Genomic DNA, 18,176 nt, shown 5'->3' with positions numbered 1-18,176 from the left:
GTCAATTCCTTGCCGCGGCCTGCAGGGGCGCCTGCGCGCGGCGCTGGGCGCGTTCCCGCGACCGGATGCGCTTGGTGATCTGGCCGACGAAGCCGGTGGGGAACATGAAGATGACCAGGATCAGCGTCAGGCCCAGCAGGAATTGCCACAGGCCGGGGAAGTAGGCGGCGGACACGAGCTTGACGGATTCGAAGCCCACCGCGCCCAGGAACGCGCCGGCGGCATGGCCCGCGCCGCCCAGGATGGTGATGAAGACGAACTCGCCGGAACGTAGCCACGAGCCGATTTCCGGCGTGACCAGCCCCTGCATCAGCGCCAGGATCGCGCCCGAGAATCCGACCACCACGGCGGACAGCAGGTAGCCCTTCCACATGATGAAGTAGGCGGAAAAGCCCAGGTATTCGATGCGGGTTTCGTTGGTCTTGATGGCCGACAGCGCCTGGCCGCTGCCCGAGCGGAAGTAACGCTGCACCCACCAGGCCAGCACCAGCGAGAGCATCAGCGTCAGAACCAGCAGCGCGCGTTCGAAGGATTCGCGCTCCATCACGATGCCGGCCATGGTCGGGCGCACGATGCGCATCCCGTCCGAGCCGCCGGTCAGCGTGTAGAGCTTGCCCAGGAGCGCGAACAGCACCATGCTGAGCGCCAGGTTCAACATGCCGAAGAAGATGCCGCGGTAGCGCACGACGAACAGGCCGATGACCACGGCGGCGACAAAGCTGGCGACCACGCCGGCCAGGATCAGGACCAGCGCGTCCAGGCCGGGCATGGCTTTGGCCAGGAACGCCACGGTGTAGGCCGAGATGCACGCGAACATGGCGTGGCCGAACGAGATCTGGCCGGCGCGCGCCATCACCGACACGCCCAGCGCGGCAATCGCGTAGGTCAGGCCGATGACGATGGGCGTGATGGTCCAGGAATAGGTGTAGCCAAGAAACAGCGTGAACAGCGCGGCCAGCACGCTCAGGACAGGGACTTTCATCAGATCGTCCTCGCTTGGGCAACGGTGAACAGACCGTGCGGTCGGATGATCAGCACCAGCACCATGATGATGTAGGGCACGGCGACTTCCAGTTCCGGCGCGGCGTACACGGCGATGGCGCGGATGATGCCGATGAGCAGCGCGGCGATCAGCGCGCCGGTGATCTGGCCGAGGCCCGCGGTGGCGACCACGGCAAACGACAGCACCGTCATGTCCGTGCCCGCCCCCGGCACCAGCGAGGTGGTGGGCGAGGCCAGCGCGCCGCCCAGCGCGCCCAGGATGGTCGCGATCACGAAGGTGACGTAGCCGATCTTCTTGGCGTTGATGCCGAGTGACGTGGCGACTTCGCGGTTGTGCGTGGTGGCCACCGTCTGCTTGCCCAGCTTGGTGTGACGCAGGAAGAATTCCAGGCACACGTAGGCCAGCAGCGCCGTGGCGGGCACGACCACCAGTTGATACGTCGTATAGGTGATGTCGCCGATCTCGATGTTGCCCAGACGGTTGACGACTTCGCTGGCGCTATAGGGCTGCGCGCCCCACAGCATGCGCTGGATGTCTTCCAGCATCAGGAAGGCGCCGAAGGTGAGCAGCAGCTTGAGGATGGGGTCGTAGTTCTGTGCGCGGCGGATCAGGACGAATTCCATGATGCTGCCAAGCAGTAGCCCGATGGCGATGGCGGCCACGAACAAGGCCGCGAACAGGAGGATGGGCGAGTCGGTCTTGGGCGCCAGGAACATGACGAGGCTGGCCGCGGCGTAGCCGCCAAAGGCGTAGAACGCGCCGTGCGCGACGTTCAGGATGCCCATCACCCCGAACACCAGGGTTAACCCCATCGATACCAGGAACAGCAGACTGGCGTATGCCACGCCATCCACCAAGGCGAGAGGCAATAGATCCAAGGTCAAGCGTCTTCTCCCAATACGCTGAGCACGGCGGCGGCGATTTCAAAATGCCACGCGCGGCGTGCGGGCTTGCGCCCGGGCGCGCCCGGCGCGCCCTTGTCTCGTTATCAACCTTTCCGTGCTGACTTGCGCACAGCGCCAGCCGCCGGAAGGCCCTTTTATTGCAGGCTGTGGGCCCGCCCCGCTACGGCTTGGGCACCTGCGCCTGTGTATGTGTGCGAAGTATAGGTAGGGGTGAATCGGCCTGCTATTTATCTTTGTGCAAGGCGGGTTTAACAAGCGATGGAGTGGGTGCCTATTGCCCCAACGCCGCCAGCGGCGCCCGCGTTTGATAGTCCGGGATAATCCGGATCTGCGCCTCGTCCGGCAGGCGTACATAACGGCCTAGTCCATCCGGCGCAAGCGCGCCGACGTCCAACTGGGCAAGCGTCACGCCCGCGGCATCGCGCACGGCGATGCGCAACTGCGGCGGTGTAAGCCCATACGTTTCGCCGTCCTCGGGCGTGAGCGTGCGGTCGCTGCGCGCCTGCGAAAACAGCGCCACAAAGCCCGCCGCATCAAAGCCCGCCGCCGTGCCGTCCGGGGATGCGACCCAGCCCTGCGCCTGCCGTGTCAGGCGGACCGAGCCACCCGGACCGTCCAGCGTGACCAGCGCGGCCTTGTCGGCCTCCCAGGCGTAGAGCCTGGCGGGCTTGCCACTGTCGTCATGCAGGTGGGTATGGCCGTGATGATGCGCCGGGGCATGCGCGGCCTCTTGCCATTGCCATGCCGACAGCGCGATGCCGGCCGCCAGCAGCCCGGGCCACAGCAGGCGCCCGGCCTTCAACGGCGCCTCCACCACAGCAGCAGTCCCGTCAGCAGCGCAAGCAGCGGCAGGGCCACCGTGCTGGTCCAGAACACCGCGCGCATCTGGCGGTTGGTCAGTTCCACGCGGCGGTTCTCGTAGTGACGGGGCCGGATCGTCAGCAAGGCGTCTTCGCCCGCCAGCAAGGTGACGGCGTTGGTGAACAGGGCGCCATTGCCCAGCGTGGCGAAATGCCGGTTGATGGCGAAGTCGCTGTCGCCCGCCACCAGCAGCGTGGGATGGGCCGCGCCTTCCGCGCTGGCGGCCTGCGCGTTGCGCGTGGCCAGCGCCATCAGCGTGTAGCGCGAGGGAGGCTGCCCCGGAGGATGCGCTGCGGCTGACGTCTGCGCGAGCGGCGTCACGACCACGCCTGGCGGCAAGGTGTCGCCCGCCGGCTCAAGCCCCGCCGCGCCGGGAAAGAAGCTCAGCGGCAGGCCGCGCGTCATCTTGTGGCGCGTGTAGTCGCTGACCGCGGGACTGCCGGGATCGTTGCGGTAGTGGCTGCCCGGATCGGCCAGCGCGCCCGGCGCGAGCGCGATGCCGAAGTCCGCCAGCAGGCCGTCCAACCCATGCCGCGTGTCGGGTTCCAGCAGCAACAGCGTCTTGCCGCCCGCGCCGGTCCAGCGGCGCAGCGCCTGCGCATCGTCGTCGCCGAACGGCGTGCGAGGACCGGCCGCCACGACCACGGCGCAACCCGGCAAGGCCTGCGCCAGGCTGCCCGCGCCCACCGCGCGCGTGGAAAACCCCAGCGTCTGCAACGCATTGCGCGCCATCGCCATGCCGTGCTGTTCGTGGACCTCGACGCGCGCCACCAGGTTTTCGTCGCTGCTGTGATCTTCCAGGTCGTCCAGCGACGTCAGGCTGTCTAGCGTTGCCTCGCGATGGCCCTGCGTGAAGCAGACCGTCTGCGCCCCATTCTGGCTGATGCGGATGAGCGCATTCGTGAAGTCCGTTTCGGTGCCGCCGTTGATCGTGGTGCGCCGCGCGCCCGAGGCCAGCACCGCACTGCCCGCGAACTGGATGCCGGCGGCGCGCGCCTCGGCCGGACGCAGCGCGGGGTCCACGCCGCGCACGCGGATCAGCGGATTCTCGCGCTCGTACTGGCGCAAGAGTTCCAGCGCGTCGACCATGCTCTTGTTGCGCAGGTCGTAGAACCACGTCACCTCGACGGGCTGACGGATCTGGCGTGCGACCTCCAGGCTTTCCGGGGCCAGGCTGTAGACCCGCTGCGCGGTCAGGTCAATGCGTCCCAGATTGCGCGACGCCCACAGGTTCAGCGCCAGCAGCAACGCGGCCACGGCCATCACCGGCAGCCACAGCGACAACCGCCGCCCGGCGCGGCGCACGGCGGGACTCATCGCAGCCTCCAGCGCTTCAGGTTGACCGAGGCCACCATCAGGGCCAACACGGTGACGCTGGCCAAGGTCACCGTGGCCGGTCCGGGCAGCACGCCCCGGATGAAGTCCACATGCTGGGCCGACAGCGACAACGCCTGAAAGAACGGCGACAGCGCCGGAAACGCGTCCAGCGCGGCCGGATAGTCAATGAACCACAGCAGCACCAGGATGCCCCACGTGGCGCTGGCGGCCACGATCTGGTTCGAGCAGGCGCTGGACACGGCAATGCCGATCGCCAGGAACAGCGCGCCATACAGGAACACGCCGATGTAGCCGCCCACGATGGGGCCGTAGTCGGGCTCGCCGTACCAGGCCAGCGGCAGCACCGCCGACATGGTGCCCGCCAGCATCAGCGCCAGCATGGTCAGCCCCGCGGCATACTTGGCCGCGACCAGCGTGAAGTCCGACAGCGGCAGCGTCAGCAGCAATTCCAGCGTGCCCTGCCGCGCCTCTTCCGCGAAGGCGCGCATGCTGACCAGCGGCATCACCAGCATCAGCAGGATGGTCATGTTGTGAAACGCCGTCACCATCTGCCCGGTGCTCACAAAGAACAGGTTGAAGCTGAACAGGTAGCCCGACAGGGCCCAGAACACCGCCACCACGGCCAGCGCCACGGGCGAGCCGAAGTCGGTGCGCAGTTCCTTGCGGTACAAGGCCGCGAAACCCTTCATGCGCGTCTCCGTAACGGGGGATCGTTGGGCGCCAGCGCCGCCAGCAGGCGGGCCTCGACCGCTTCCTGCGCGGGCAGCACGGCGCGCAGTTCCGCGTGTGCCAGCGCCGTGCGCATGACGGCGTCGCAGGCGGCGGCGTTGGGGGTCGGGTTGGGAGTCGGGTTGGGAGTCGGGTTGGGAGTCGGGTTGGGAGTCGCGCTTGGACCCGGCGGGTCCCACGTAACCCGCCACTTGCTGGTGCCGGCATCCAGCAGCGTGATGTCCACGGCCTTCACGCCCGGGCACGCGCACAACGCCGCGTGCAAGGCGGCATGCCCGGCAGTGGGCAGGGACAGCTGCATTTGTAGCGCTGCCTGCGATCCGCCCAGCGGCTGGTCCTGGACCAGCCGGCCCTGCCGCAGGATCGCGATGCGCGAGCACAGCGCCTCGACTTCCTGCATCAAATGGCTGCTGAACACCACCGCGCGGCCTTCGGCGCAGCGCCGGATCATCGCGCGCGCTTCCACGATCTGCACGGGATCCAGGCCGTTGGTGGCTTCGTCCAGCAGCAGCACGGGCGGGTCGTTCAGCACGGCCTGCGCCAGCCCCACGCGCTGGCGCTGCCCCTTGGACAGCCGCCCGATCAACGAGCGCGCCACGCCTTGCAGGTCAAAGCCGTCGATGGCGCGTTCGATGGCCTGCCGGCGCGCGCGGGCGCCGCCCTGCACCTTCACGCCGGCGCCGAACTCCAGATACTGGGTCACCGTCAGCGCGTCATAAAGCGGTGCGCGCTCGGGCAGATAGCCGATGTCGGCGTTGCCGCGTCCCGGCACGGGCTCGCGCCCCCGGATGGCGATGCGTCCGCTGTCGGGCGTGTAAAAGCCCGCCATCAGGCGCAGCGTGGTGGTCTTGCCGCTGCCGTTCGGTCCCAGGAGGCCCAGGATTTCCCCGGGCCTGACGGACAGGCTCAGGGATTCAAGGACCTGACGGGAACCGAACGACTTGCTGACCTGATGCAAGGCGACGGCGGGCTCCATGGGGGGCCTTCAGTCGAAGACTTTGGTCTTGGCGTTCTGCGCGTGCTGCTCCGCGTCGTGGCTGTACCAGAGCTGGCCCTGGCGCGCATCGCGGATCTGCTTGAGGCGGTCGATGGCCTGCATGGACGCTGCCGTGTTCCAGGTGATGCCGGGGATGACGCCGGCCTCGTTTTCACCCGTGTAGATGGCGTCCGCGGCCAGCAGCACCGTACCGGTCTTGGGCAGCTTGACCTGCAGCGACTGGTGGCCCTGCGTGTGGCCCTTGGTGTCCAGCAATACGATGGTGCCGTCGCCAAACAGGTCGAAGTCGCCTTCCACCTGGATGAAGTCGTAGTCGCGCGTGGTGTCGAAGTCCTTCATGACGTAGGCGGCGCGCTGGAATTTTTCTGGCCACCAGGCGGCGCGCAGCTCGGCCTTCTGCACGACGTGCTTGGCCTTGGGGAACATCTTGATGTTGCCGGCGTGATCCAGGTGAAAGTGCGAGTACACGACGTACTTCACGTCGCTGACGTCAAAGCCGGCGGCCTTGAGCTGGCGGTCGATGACCTCGTCGCGGCCCTGGATGGAATTGAAGGCGCCGCACAGCCCCTGCCCCCAGTAATTGGCGCAGTTGCCATCGGCCGTGGCCTGGTTCATGCCGGTGTCGAACAGCACCAGCCCGCGCGGGTGCTGGATCACATAGGCCGGCACCGGAATCTTGATCTTGGTGCCCACGTCCACCATGGCGGTCATGAAGCCCTTGTCCAGCTCGATCTTGCCCACCGACAGCTGCATCAGCTTCACGTCCACCGGCGGCGCGTCGGCGGCGTGCGCCCATCCGCCCGCCATGACCGCCACCGCCCCAACCATTGCCTTCCAGCTCTTGCGCATTGTTGTCTCCTCGGACCAACAGGGGGAAGCCGCAGCCCGGACGGCGCGGCCGATCAGCAAGCTCCCGGTGTGTCCCGGGTTCACATCGTCGACAGGTGTTTTTTGTGCGAAGGCGCCTTGCGGCGGGGCCACGCGCAGCGCGTGGCCGGAAACGGCATCTGGCGGCCGTTTTCTCTGTTGCGCACTCTGACGCAGCCCGGATTGGCTGCCAATTAAGGATTTGTGAAGCTGGGCTTCGCGGCGGACGAAGTGGGGGGAACCCTAGTACCGCACCTGCAGTTCGGCAAACGACGCCAGCTCTCCGGCCAGCGCGCTGGCCATGACCGTGGGCGGGCTGGCCAGCCAGACGCTGCCGGGGCCCGAGCGGCCGGGGAAATTCCGGTTGATGGCGCTGATCGTGACCTGCGAGGCGTCGGTGGATGACCCCGGTCCGCAGTTGGCGCACGCGCCGCAGGACGGCTGCAGGATGCGCGCACCCACGGCGGCAAAGGTCTTGTCGTAGCCCCGCGCCACGCAGTAGTCGCGCACGGCCGTGGTGCCGTATTGCAGATAAAGCGTCACGCCGTCCGGCAGCCGCACGCCGCGCGCCACCGCCCACGCCAGCACCTGATGGTAGTAATCGAAATCCTCGCGCTTGCCGGCCGTGCAGGAGCCGCCATACGCGATGTCGATGCGCGGGCGCGCCGTCAGGCTGGACAGGGGCACGCCATTGCCCGGATCGCCCGGCGCCGCCACCAGCGGCGACAGCGCCGCGCAGTCCACGCGCAGGGTGGCCGCGTAGACCGCGCCCGGGTCGCTGTGCATCCACGGCGCGATGCCGGCATCCACGCCGCGGCGTTCCCGCAGGAATCGCGCGGTCTCGGCGTCGGGCGCGACGATGCCCGTCAGGCCGCCCAGTTCGGCGGTCATGTTGGTCAGCGTGGCGCGTTCGTCGATGGACAGGGCCGCGATGGCCTGGCCGGCAAACTCGAACACCTTGCCCACGCCCGCGCCCGCCCGGATCTCGGGCAGCGCCAGAAGATGCAGCACGATGTCCTTGGCCGTGACGCCGGCCGGCAGCGCGCCGTCCAGCTCGACGCGCAGGGACGCGGGCAGCGTCAGCCGCACCGCGCCGGTGACGAACGCGTTGGCCATGTCGGTGGTGCCCACGCCGAAGGCCACGCAGCCCAGCGCGCCGCTGTGCGGCGTGTGCGAGTCGGTGCCCACGACGACCTGCCCCGGCAGCGCGTAGTGTTCGGCCATCATGGCGTGCGAGATGCCCGCCACGTTGGCGCCGGTGTCGCGCGCGGCCTCGGCCTCGGTCAGCGTCCGGTGCTGGCGCAGGCCGTAGACGTCGGCGAAGTCGCGCTGCGCCTGGCACATGGCGCGCACGTTGGGCACGATGCCGGCGCGCACGTGATTGGGGCTTTCCTCGACGTAGGACGTGTGGTCCTCGAACACCACGATGCGATCCGGGTCCACCAAACGCAGGGGCCGGCCAAACCGCGCATGCAGCATATGGGCGGCCATGCCGGAGTAGTACTCATGGATGAAGCGCCAGTCCGCGCGCAGGAAGACGCCATCGCCTTGCCGGGGGTCGGCGGCGGTGGCGGGCGTTTGCAGGAGATGGCGCAGGATGATCTTTTCAAACAGGGTGCGCGGCGGCCCGCCGTCCGGCGCGGCGGGATCGGCCGCAGGATGCCCGGCAACCAGACCGGCCGCCACCGACACATCGCGCAGCTGCGCCTGCCCAAACGCCAGCAGACCACCCGCCTTGACGATGGCCGCAGCCAGCGCGTCGCGACCCGCCACGATCTCGTCGACCGTGATGCATTCGCCCGCCTGAAGCCGCGCCACCAGCCCCATGTCGGTGCTGGTGTAGAGCCCGATGTTATCGGCGTTCTGGCGGTAGATGCGTTCAAAGCTCTCGGCGATCACCAGCCGCACGCCGGCGGACTTTTCGGCCATCGGGCTGTGCTCGCGCGACGAGCCCTTGCCATACCGCTTGCCCGCGACCACGACGTTGATGCCTGCCTGCCGGATCGCGTCGATGCCGATGGGCTGGGTGTCGCCCGCCCGATAGCCCGTGTACGGATACCGGCCCAGTTTCTCGTCGAAGTGCGTCAGGATCGGCACCGGCGTGATCTCGTCGGTGGAAATGTCGTCGCGCAGCGGCGCGGCCTCAGGCAGCGTCAGCGCCGCGCCGCCCAGTTGCGCGGCCACCCCGATTGGGTCCTGCGTCAGAAACAGCAGGCGGGCCGGGGCGTCGAGTACAGATACGGCAGTCATGGCAGTCCGGTCATTCGATGGTAACGCCCGCCGCCTTGACCAGCGTCTGGCTCTTGGTGACCTCGGCGGCCAGGGTCTGCGCCGCCTGCTCCGACGTGGTGCCCTGCGCCACAAAGCCCTGCGGCGACAGCGCCTTGAGCACCGCCGGCTCCTGCATGGTCTTGCGCGTGGCGTCTTGCAGCTTCTGCACGACATCGGCGGGCAGCCCCGCCGGCCCGATCAACGAGATCCAGGCATCGTACGAATAGCCCTTCACGCCGGCCTCGTCCAGCGTGGGCACATTGGGCAGGATGGCCAGGCGCTCGGGCGTGCTGACGGCCAGCGCGCGCAGCTTGCCCGCCTGCACCTGCGCCAGCACGGACGGGGTGGCCAGGAACGCGACCTGGATCTGCCCCGACATGACGTCGGTGATCAGCGCGTTGCCGCCCTTGTACGGGATGTGCATCATGTCCACGCCCGCCTTGGACTTGAGCAGTTCGCCGGCCAGGTGCAGCACGCTGCCCGTGCCGGACGAGCCGTAGTTGATCTTGCCGGGCTGTTCCTTTGCGGCCTTGAGCAGGTCGCCCATCGTCCTATACGGCGAGTTCTCGGCCACCACGACCACAAGCGGCGTCGTGCCGATGACGGAAATCGGCGTGATGTCCTTGACCGTGTCGTAGGGCAGGCTCTTGTACAGGCTGGGATTGATGGCATGGTTGGACGACACGATGCCCAGGGTGTAGCCGTCGGGCTTGGCCGACACCAGTTGGCGCGTGCCCGGAATGCCGGCCGCGCCCGCCAGGTTCTCCACGATCATGGGCTGGGCCAGCGTCTTGCCCAGGTTCTCGGCCACGACGCGCGCGACCACGTCGGCCGTGGAGCCGGGCGAGGTGGGCACGATCAGACGGATGGGACGGTCGGGGTAGCCGGCCGCCGACGCGGCAGGCGCCGCGCCAAGGACGCCAAGCGCAAGCGCACAGCTCGCGAGCAATCTGGTGGGGGTCATGATGTCTCCGTATGGGACGCAGCGGGGTCTGGATGCCCCGTACCGGCGATGAACGCGCCTTGACTATACGAACGCCGCCGGCAACGGCGAAGTGTCATCTCGGCAGCCCCGCCATCGCGAATGGCGAGGGCGGGTTCCGACGGTGCGGCCCGTCAGCCCTGCTGCGACAGAAACCGGACCAGCTTCCCGGCGGTGGCCGACAGCTGCGCCTGGCTGGGAAACACGATGCAAAGCTGGCGCCTTGCCCAATCGTCCGACAGGGGACGCACCACCACGTCCAACGCCTGCAGGTAAAGCTCGGCCACCTGCTGCGGCATCACGGCAATGCCCAGGCCCGCGTGCGTCATGCGGCACAGCGCATCCAGACTGGCCACGCGGATCTTCACCGATAGCGTCTTGCCCTGTTCGGCGGCCCGCGCCGCCAGCAGCTGCGTCAACGCGCTGTTCTCGCGCAGGCCGACAAAGGTCTCGTCGGCGATGTCCTGCAGGCTGAGCTGCCGCGCCGCCGCCTTGGGGTGCCCGGCCGGCAGCATCACCGCCAGCCGGTCGCGGCGGTAATCCAGCTGTTCCAGCCCTTCCGCGCCAGCGATCCGGTTACAGATGCCGAAGTCCGCCGCGCGCTCTCGCACCAGGCGCAGCACGTCGGGGCTGTGCTGCTCTTCCAGGTCGATATCCACGTCCGGAAACAGGCGCTGAAACGCCGCCACGTCCTCGGGCAGGAACTGCACGATGGCCGACAGGTTGGCCACCACGCGCACGTGCCCTTTCACGCCTTCATAAAAGCGCGACAGCTCCGCCCCCATCGCCTCGACGTCGCCGATGATCTGGCGCGCATGGCGCAGGACGGTCTGTCCGGCGGGCGTCACCGACACGCCGCGCGTATGGCGCGCGATGAGCGGCAGGCCGATCAGCGCTTCCATGTCCGCAATGCGGCGGCTGACGGCAGACGGCGCGATGAATTCGCGCTCGGCCGCCCGCGCGATGCTGTTCTCCTGGCACACCGCCACAAAAAGGCGCAGTGAGGTCAGGTCGAGTTTGCGTAGGATGCTTTCCATGGCGGATCGGACGAGAGCGGCGGGGACGGCCCCCGCATCGACCGGGGGATCGTACACCACGCCCCTCGCGGTATGGGACGGGAGGCCCCGCCGCGTATCTGAGGGCCATCCGCGCCGCCGGGCCGCCCTGCGTCGCGTTCAGGCCGCCAGCCGGTCCGCGCCGCCGCCGCGATACCGCTCCCACAGGCCGGCCTGCCGGACGCGGGCCTGCTCGACGCTCTTTTCCTTCACATGCCCATACCCACGGATCGCATCCGGCACGTTGGCCAGTTCCAGCGCCACGTCGCGGTTGCCGGCGTCCAGCGTGCGGGCAAATTCGTCGGCCAACGCCAGATAGTCGGCCGCGAGCTGACGCTCCATGCGGCGCTCGGCCGTTCTGCCGAACACGTCCAGCCACGTGCCGCGCACGCGCTTCAAGGGCGCGAGCAGCCGGAATGCCGATTCCATCCAGGCGCCGTACGCACGCTTCTGCAACCGCCCGCGCGCATCGCGGCGCGCCAGGATGGGCGGCGCAAGGTAGTAACGCAGCGTGTAGTCGCGGCCCGGCTCGCCCTCGAACTGCGCGCGCAGCCGGTCCTTGAATGCCGGATCGGCATGCAGCCGCGCCACCTCGTATTCGTCCTTGTACGTCATGAGCTTGGCAAGGTTGCGCGCCACGGCGCGCGTCACGTCCTGCCGCTTTTCTCCCAGCGCGGCTTCACGCACGCGCACCGACTCCACCGCCGTCAGATAGCGCTGCGCATAAGCCTCGTCCTGGTAATCACGCACGTGCGCCGCCAGCCGTTTGACCAGCGCGTCCAGCGATTCCGGCATGGCCACCACCCGCTCGGCCGCCGTGGGGCGCAGCGCATCCACGCCGCGATGCGCGGCCTGGCGGCCCAGTTCGAAGGCGGCCAGATTCTTGTCCACCGACACGCCGTTGATCTGGATCGCGCGGCGCAGGCTGTCCAGCGACAGCGGCAGTCCGCCCTTTTGCCACGCGTATCCCAACAGCAGCGGGTTGGCGTAGATGCTGTCGCCCAGAAGGGCCTCGGCCAGCGGGCCGGCCTCCAGGAAGTCGCAATTGCCTCCCGTGCTTTGCGTCAGCGCAGCCTGCGCCTGCGCCCCCGGAAAACGCCACGTGGGCTGCGACAGGAACGCGGCCGTCGGCGCGGCGCTGCTGTTGACCACCGCGCGGCCATGGTCGGGCCGCAGGCGCGACAGCACCTCGGGCGACGCCGACACCAGGGCATCGCAGCCGATCACGAGGTCGGCCTCGCCCAGCGCGACGCGCGTGGCGTGCAGGTCCTCGGGCCGGTTGGCCAGCTGCACGTGGCTGAGCACCGCCCCGCCCTTTTGCGCCAGCCCGGCCATGTCCAGCACGGTCACGCCCTTGCCTTCGATGTGCGCGGCCGCGCCGATCAGCGCGCCCACCGTCACCACGCCCGTGCCGCCGACGCCGGCCACCACCACGCGATATGCCGCGCCCGGTGCAATGACAGCCTGGCCGGGCCGCGGGACCTCAGCCAGCGACGGCGCGCCGCCCTGCTTGCCGGGCTTGCGCGGCGTGGCGCCTTCGGCCGTCACGAAGCTGGGACAAAATCCCTCCACGCACGAAAAATCCTTGTTGCACGACGACTGGTTGATGCGCCGCTTCGTGCCCAGCGGCGTATCCAGCGGTTCCACCGACAGGCAGTTCGACTGCACCGAGCAATCGCCGCAGCCTTCGCACACCGCTTCGTTGATGAAGGCGCGTCGGGGCGGATCGGGATACTCGCCGCGCTTTCTGCGGCGGCGCTTCTCGGTCGCGCAGGTCTGGTCGTAGATCAGCACCGTGGCGCCGTCAATGTCGCGCAGCGCGCGCTGCACGTCGTCCAGCGCCTTGCGGTGGTGGACCTCCACCCCTGCCGGCAAGGTCTGCGCCCCCGTGTACTTGTCGGGTTCGTCCGTCACGACCACCGTCTTGACGACGCCTTCGGCCAGCATCTGCGCCGCGATCTGCGGCACGGTCAGGACGCCGTCCACCGGCTGCCCGCCCGTCATGGCGACGGCGTCGTTGTAGAGGATCTTGTAGGTGATGCGCGCGCGCGCCGCGATGGCCGCGCGAATGGCGAGCAGGCCCGAATGAAAATACGTGCCGTCGCCCAAATTGGCAAAGATATGGCGCTCGGACGTGAAGTCCTTCTGGCCCAGCCACGCCACGCCCTCGCCGCCCATCTGGCTGAAGGTGTCGGTATTGCGGTCCATCCACATCGCCATGTAATGGCAGCCGATGCCCGCCACCGCGCGCGATCCTTCCGGCACGCGCGTGGAGGTGTTGTGCGGACAGCCCGAACAGAACCAGGGCTTGCGTTCTTCGACCAGCGTGGGGCGGCTGGCCTCGCGCTCCTTGGCATCGATGACGGCCAGGCGCGCCGCAATGCGCGCGCGCAACGCGTCGGACAGGTTGGCTTTTTCGAGGCGGGCGGCAATGGCGCGAGCGATCAGCGCGGGCGACAGCTCATACCGCGCCGGCAGCAGCCAGCCGCCGCGCGGCGTGGACCATTCGCCGCCGCCATTCTCGCGCTCGTCGAACTTGCCAAAGACACGCGGCCGCACGTCGTCGCGCCAGTTGTACAGCTCTTCCTTGAGCGCGTATTCCAGGATCTGGCGCTTTTCCTCGACGACCAGGATCTCTTTCAGACCCGTGGCGAATTCGCGCGCGTCCTGCGCGTCCAGCGGCCAGATGCAGCCCACCTTCAGCACGCGGATGCCCGCCTGCGCACAGGCCGCATCGTCCAGCCCCAGGTCGTTCAGCGCCTGGCGCACGTCCAGATACGCCTTGCCGGCCGTCATGATGCCGAAGTGCGCGTTGGGCGAGTCCAGCACCACGCGGTTCAGCTTGTTGGCGCGCACATAGGCCAGCGCCGCGTACCACTTGTAGTCCAGCAGCCGCGCCTCCTGCGCCAGCGGCGAGTCCGGCCAGCGGATGTTCAGCCCGCCCGGCGGCAGGCTGTCCTCGGGCAGCACGATCCGCACGCGTGACGGGTCCACGTCCACCGAGGCGCTGGACTCCACCACGTCCGTCACGCATTTCATCGCCACCCACAGGCCCGTGTGGCGGCTCATGGCCCAGCCATGCAGGCCGTAATCCAGATACTCCTGCACGTTGGACGGGTACAGCACCGGGATGCCGCTGGCGATCAGCACGTGTTCGGACTGATGCGCCACCGACGAGGACTTGGCGGCGTGGTCGTCGCCAGCCAGCATCAGCACCCCGCCATGCGCGGACGTGCCGGCCGAGTTGGCGTGCTTGAGCACATCCACCGACCGGTCCACCCCGGGCCCCTTGCCGTACCACATGCCAAAGACGCCATCGCGCTGCGCACCGGGAAACAGATTGAGCTGCTGCGATCCCCAGACGGCGGTCGCGGCCAGGTCCTCGTTCAGGCCGGGCTGGAACACCACATCGTTGTCTTTCAAATGACGCTTGGCCTTCCAGAGCGCCTGGTCCAGGCCGCCCAGCGGCGATCCCCGGTAGCCCGACACATACCCGGCGGTGTTCAGGCCGGCCTCCTGGTCGCGCTGCTTTTGCATCAGGGGCAGGCGCACCAGCGCCTGCGTGCCGCTCAGGTAGACGCGGCCGGTGGGCTGCGCGTATTTGTCGTCCAGCGACAGGCCATGGGTGTCGGCCACGCCAGGGGGTAGAGGGGCGTTCATGGGGTTGTCTCCTGCAATCTGCGGTGCGGGCATTTACGTGTTTTCCGCAGTGTAGGAACGCGAAGTCCTATCGTATATTCATATATTCGACTAGCTGGTATGTGAAAAACACATGGCTAATGAGGTCACGCTCCGCCAACTCCGGTACTTCGCCGCGGCCGCCCGCACAGGGCGGTTTTCCATGGCGGCGGCCGACGAGCACGTGTCCCAATCGGCCGTCACCAACGCCGTGCTGGCGCTGGAGGCACAACTGGGCGTGCGCCTGTTCGACCGCCATGCGCACGGCGTGACGTTGACGCCCGAAGGCCACAACTTCCACCAACGCGCCCGCGACGTGCTCGATTCCCTGGACGACGCGCTGCGCGAACCGGGGTTCCAGCGGTATGCGCTGCGCGGTTCGGTGCGGATCGCGGCGTCCTACACGGTGCTGGGGTATTTTCTGCCCGACCTGCTGGCGCGGTTCCGGCGGCGCTATCCGGACGTCGTGCTGGACCTGGTGGATCTGGACCGCCCGGAGATCGAACAGGCCGTGGCAAGCGGCGACGTGGAGCTGGGCGTGGCGCTGCTGTCCAACGTGGACAAGCGCGAGCGCTTCGGCCATCACGTACTGGTGCGTTCAAGGCGCCAGCTCTGGACCGCGGCCGGGCATCCGCTGACGCAGGCGGCCGCGCCCGCGCTTGCCGACATCGCGCGCTATCCCTACATCCTGCTGGAAATGGACGAAGGCGAGCGATCCACGCTGGGTTATTGGCGCGGTCACGGCCTGCAGCCCGACATCGCCTTTCGCACGCGGTCGATGGAGGCGCTTCGCGGCCTGGTCGCGCATGGCTTTGGCGTCACGATGCTGTCGGACATGGTTTACCGGCCCTGGTCGCTGGAGGGGCGCAAGATCGAAGCCGTGCCCATCACCGATGCCGTGCCGCCCATGGAGGCCGGCCTGCTGTGGCACCCGCGCGCAGCCATGGCCAAGCCGGCCGAGGCCTTCCGGCAGTTCATGATCTACGCGTGCGGAGGATGACGCCAGCCGGCGCCGCAGGCTGCCCGGCCCTACACCAGCACCGCACCCTTGCGCCGCGTGAACTGCGCCAGCGACCGCAGCGCCAGCGCGTGCATGGCGGCCACCGACGGCAGCAGCGTCTCGTCCTTGCGCGTCAGCACGCCGACGATGCGTTCGACCACGGGTTCGGCCAGCGGCACAAACGCCAGCCCGCTGCCGGCCGCGGGCCGCGCCAGCACCGGCAACACCGTCACACCCAGGCCGCCCACCACGCTGGCTAATAGCGAGGCGCGGTTGGACACCACGATCGCCGGGTCGTCGATGCCGCTGCCCAATTGACGGTTCTTCAGCGTTTCAAAGGTGGCGTTGCCGATCAGCCGTTCATCGGCCAGCGCCGCCCAGGACACCGGGCCGCGCCGCCGGGCCAGCGGGTGGCTCTTCTTGCAGACCAGCCCGAAGGCGTCGCGCGCCACGGGCGTGAACGCCACCTCGTCCGTGCGCGGGGCCTGCCCGGCCACGCCCACCTGAACCTCGCCTGCCAGCACCAGCCGGTGCACTTCGGGCGAGGTTTCGTCCAACGCGCGGATCCGCACGTCAGGATGGGTGTGCGCAAAGCGGGCGAGCAGCCGCGGCAGCCATTCGTCGGCCAGCGACGGCATGACGGCCATCGCCACCGGCCCCTGACTGCCCGTGCCGAACTGCCGCGCCGCATCCAGCACCCGGTCATGCGTGGCCAGCAGCTCGCGAAACAGCGGCGCCACCGCCTGGCCCAACGCGGTCAGCTGGGCGCGCTTGCCGGGTTCGAAGAGCGGCGCGCCCAGTTGTTGCTCCAGGTCCTGCATGGCGGCCGACACCGCCGCCTGCGACCGGAACGTGCCCTGCGCGGCGACGCGAAAACTGCCGTGATCGGCGGCCAGCAGGAACTGGCGCAGGTGCTGGATCTTCAGGGAAGTAGGCATGGGGAAAGCCGCCGTGAATTCGGATTTTCTGAAATTAGCTCACGTTAATTTGGATTGTCAAAATCGCACGCAGCGTCGAACAATGGGTTCGTCATTCATCCCCACGATTTCGGAGCAAGTGCATGTCGCTGCAAGTGCGCAAGGTAGTCAGTTACGTCGAGAAAACCCTGATTGAAGGCGGCCGAGCGGCCGAGCGCCCGCTGGTGATGATCGTGGCCGCCGCCGTGATCCGCAATCCGTGGGCCGGCCTGCCGTTTCAGGAAGACCTGCGGCCCGGCATCCTCGAAGCCGCGCCGCCGCTGGGCGAACTGCTGGTCGGCGAGATCCTGCGCCAGGCCGGTTCGGCGGACAACATCGAGGCCTACGGCAAGGCCGCCGTGGTCGGCACCGCGGGCGAAGTCGAACATGCGTCCGCGCTGATCCACACGCTGCGGTTCGGCAACTTCTACCGCAACGCGGTGGGCGGCACCAGCTATCTCAGCTTCACCAACATGCGCGGCGGACCGGGCTGCGTGATCTCCGTGCCGCTGATGCACAAGCTGGACGAAGGCCTGCGCTCGCACTACCTGACGGTGCAGACCACCATCAACGACGCGCCGGCGCCCGACGAGATCGTGATCGCGCTGGGCGCGGCCACCTCGGGCCGTCCGCATCACCGCATCGGCAACCGCTATTCAGACATGAAGGAACTGGAGCAGGAAGCACAGGAGGCGCGCGCAAAATGACCATGCAACGGCGGCGCACCGGCCGCGGCGAACCGCTGGTCCTCTTGCACGGCGTCGGCCTGGACCACACGCTGTGGGACGACCTGGCTCCCCTGCTTGAGCCGGACTTCGACGTGCTGCGTTATGACCTGCTGGGCCACGGCGCCGCGCGCGCGCTGCGCGGCCCGGCGGACATCCACGACTTCATCGCGCAACTGGATGCCGAACTGGACCGCGCGGGCTGGCAACACGCGACCGTGCTGGGCTATTCCATGGGCGGCCTGATCGCGGGCGCCTACGCGGCGGCGCGCCCCGAACGCGTCAGCCGGCTGGTGCTGCTGAACACGGTGTTCCGGCGCACGGACGAAGAAGCCGTCGCCGTGCGCGCCCGGCTGGATGCCGCGGCCACGCAAGACCCCGAAGCTGCCGCCAAGGTGTCGCTGACGCGTTGGTTCACGCCGGCCTTTCAAGCCGCGCACCCCGCGCGCGTCGCGCAGATTGAACAGCGCCTGCTCGGCAACGACCGCCAGAGCTTTCTGTCCGCGTACGCGCTGTTCGCGTTGGGCGACCCGCTGCTGGCGCAGGCCGCGCCGGACATTGCCTGCCCCGTGCTGGTCATGACCGGCGAGCATGACGTCGGCTCCAACCCGCGCATGACGCGAGACCTGGCGCGCGCCCTGCCCCGCGCCTGCGCCCGCGTCGCCCCCGGCCAGCGTCATATGCTGCCGGTGGAGGAACCGGGCACGGTGGCCGCCGCGCTTCGCAGCTTCGTGTCGGCGCATCCGGCAGTGGCCCATCCCGCGCAGTCGCCCTCGACGCAGGCGCATGCCGCAAAGGCCTAGCCGACG

15 protein-coding genes are annotated in these 18,176 nt (G+C 68.6%); 3 read left to right on the top strand and 12 right to left on the bottom strand.

The window, feature by feature from the left end; all coding sequences use genetic code 11:
* Position 1: 1 nt before the first annotated feature.
* The 11 genes from HV786_RS01140 to HV786_RS01090 form a co-directional block, all read right to left on the bottom strand.
* A complete protein-coding gene (locus HV786_RS01140) occupies positions 2-982 on the bottom strand; it encodes a branched-chain amino acid ABC transporter permease (RefSeq protein WP_128829111.1) in 981 nt (326 codons plus the stop codon).
* Positions 982-1,887, bottom strand: a complete 906-nt coding sequence (locus HV786_RS01135) for a branched-chain amino acid ABC transporter permease (RefSeq protein WP_056325078.1) — start codon at positions 1,885-1,887, stop codon at positions 982-984. Before HV786_RS01135 ends, HV786_RS01140 begins: the two co-directional genes overlap by 1 nt.
* Positions 1,888-2,179: 292 nt before the next feature.
* Positions 2,180-2,710 carry a DUF4340 domain-containing protein gene (locus HV786_RS01130; protein WP_254599429.1) on the bottom strand — a complete coding sequence of 177 codons (531 nt, stop codon included), beginning with the start codon at positions 2,708-2,710 and terminating at the stop codon, positions 2,180-2,182.
* Positions 2,707-4,086, bottom strand: a complete 1,380-nt coding sequence (locus HV786_RS01125; protein WP_175209766.1) for a GldG family protein — start codon at positions 4,084-4,086, stop codon at positions 2,707-2,709. Before HV786_RS01125 ends, HV786_RS01130 begins: the two co-directional genes overlap by 4 nt.
* The gene (locus HV786_RS01120; protein WP_056325070.1) at positions 4,083-4,796 is read right to left on the bottom strand and encodes an ABC transporter permease; all 714 of its coding nucleotides are present in this window, start codon (positions 4,794-4,796) and stop codon (positions 4,083-4,085) included. Before HV786_RS01120 ends, HV786_RS01125 begins: the two co-directional genes overlap by 4 nt.
* A complete protein-coding gene (locus HV786_RS01115) occupies positions 4,793-5,812 on the bottom strand; it encodes an ABC transporter ATP-binding protein (protein WP_175209764.1) in 1,020 nt (339 codons plus the stop codon). Before HV786_RS01115 ends, HV786_RS01120 begins: the two co-directional genes overlap by 4 nt.
* A gap of 9 nt (positions 5,813-5,821) precedes the next feature.
* Positions 5,822-6,682 carry an N-acyl homoserine lactonase family protein gene (locus tag HV786_RS01110; RefSeq protein ID WP_056325066.1) on the bottom strand — a complete coding sequence of 287 codons (861 nt, stop codon included), beginning with the start codon at positions 6,680-6,682 and terminating at the stop codon, positions 5,822-5,824.
* 261 nt (positions 6,683-6,943) lie between these two features.
* A complete protein-coding gene (locus tag HV786_RS01105; RefSeq protein WP_175209762.1) occupies positions 6,944-8,950 on the bottom strand; it encodes an aconitase family protein in 2,007 nt (668 codons plus the stop codon).
* A 10-nt stretch (positions 8,951-8,960) separates the two neighbouring features.
* Positions 8,961-9,935, bottom strand: coding sequence for a Bug family tripartite tricarboxylate transporter substrate binding protein (locus HV786_RS01100; RefSeq protein WP_252870262.1), 975 nt, complete (start codon positions 9,933-9,935; stop codon positions 8,961-8,963).
* A 152-nt stretch (positions 9,936-10,087) separates the two neighbouring features.
* A complete protein-coding gene (locus HV786_RS01095) occupies positions 10,088-10,990 on the bottom strand; it encodes a LysR substrate-binding domain-containing protein (protein WP_128829109.1) in 903 nt (300 codons plus the stop codon).
* A 138-nt stretch (positions 10,991-11,128) separates the two neighbouring features.
* Positions 11,129-14,668, bottom strand: a complete 3,540-nt coding sequence (locus tag HV786_RS01090; protein ID WP_175209760.1) for an indolepyruvate ferredoxin oxidoreductase family protein — start codon at positions 14,666-14,668, stop codon at positions 11,129-11,131.
* A 112-nt stretch (positions 14,669-14,780) separates the two neighbouring features.
* Between HV786_RS01090 and HV786_RS01085 the strand changes: the two genes are divergently transcribed.
* Positions 14,781-15,686, top strand: coding sequence for a LysR family transcriptional regulator (locus HV786_RS01085; RefSeq protein ID WP_128827091.1), 906 nt, complete (start codon positions 14,781-14,783; stop codon positions 15,684-15,686).
* A gap of 29 nt (positions 15,687-15,715) precedes the next feature.
* Here the strand turns inward: HV786_RS01085 and HV786_RS01080 are convergent, their stop codons facing one another.
* Positions 15,716-16,624 carry a LysR family transcriptional regulator gene (locus HV786_RS01080; RefSeq protein ID WP_128827090.1) on the bottom strand — a complete coding sequence of 303 codons (909 nt, stop codon included), beginning with the start codon at positions 16,622-16,624 and terminating at the stop codon, positions 15,716-15,718.
* Positions 16,625-16,746: 122 nt separating this feature from the next.
* On the opposite strand from HV786_RS01080, the gene HV786_RS01075 reads away from it, so the two are divergent.
* Both HV786_RS01075 and HV786_RS01070 read left to right on the top strand, forming a co-directional pair.
* On the top strand, positions 16,747-17,349 hold the full coding sequence (locus tag HV786_RS01075; protein WP_056325045.1) for an amino acid synthesis family protein: 603 nt from the start codon (positions 16,747-16,749) through the stop codon (positions 17,347-17,349).
* Positions 17,346-18,170, top strand: a complete 825-nt coding sequence (locus tag HV786_RS01070; protein WP_175209758.1) for an alpha/beta fold hydrolase — start codon at positions 17,346-17,348, stop codon at positions 18,168-18,170. Before HV786_RS01075 ends, HV786_RS01070 begins: the two co-directional genes overlap by 4 nt.
* Positions 18,171-18,176 lie beyond the last annotated feature (6 nt).

Origin of the sequence: Achromobacter mucicolens, from assembly GCF_902859725.1 — a bacterium.
In the GTDB taxonomy this organism is placed as follows: Bacteria; Pseudomonadota; Gammaproteobacteria; order Burkholderiales; family Burkholderiaceae_B; genus Achromobacter; species Achromobacter mucicolens.
This window is presented reverse-complemented; position numbering and strand designations above follow the sequence as displayed.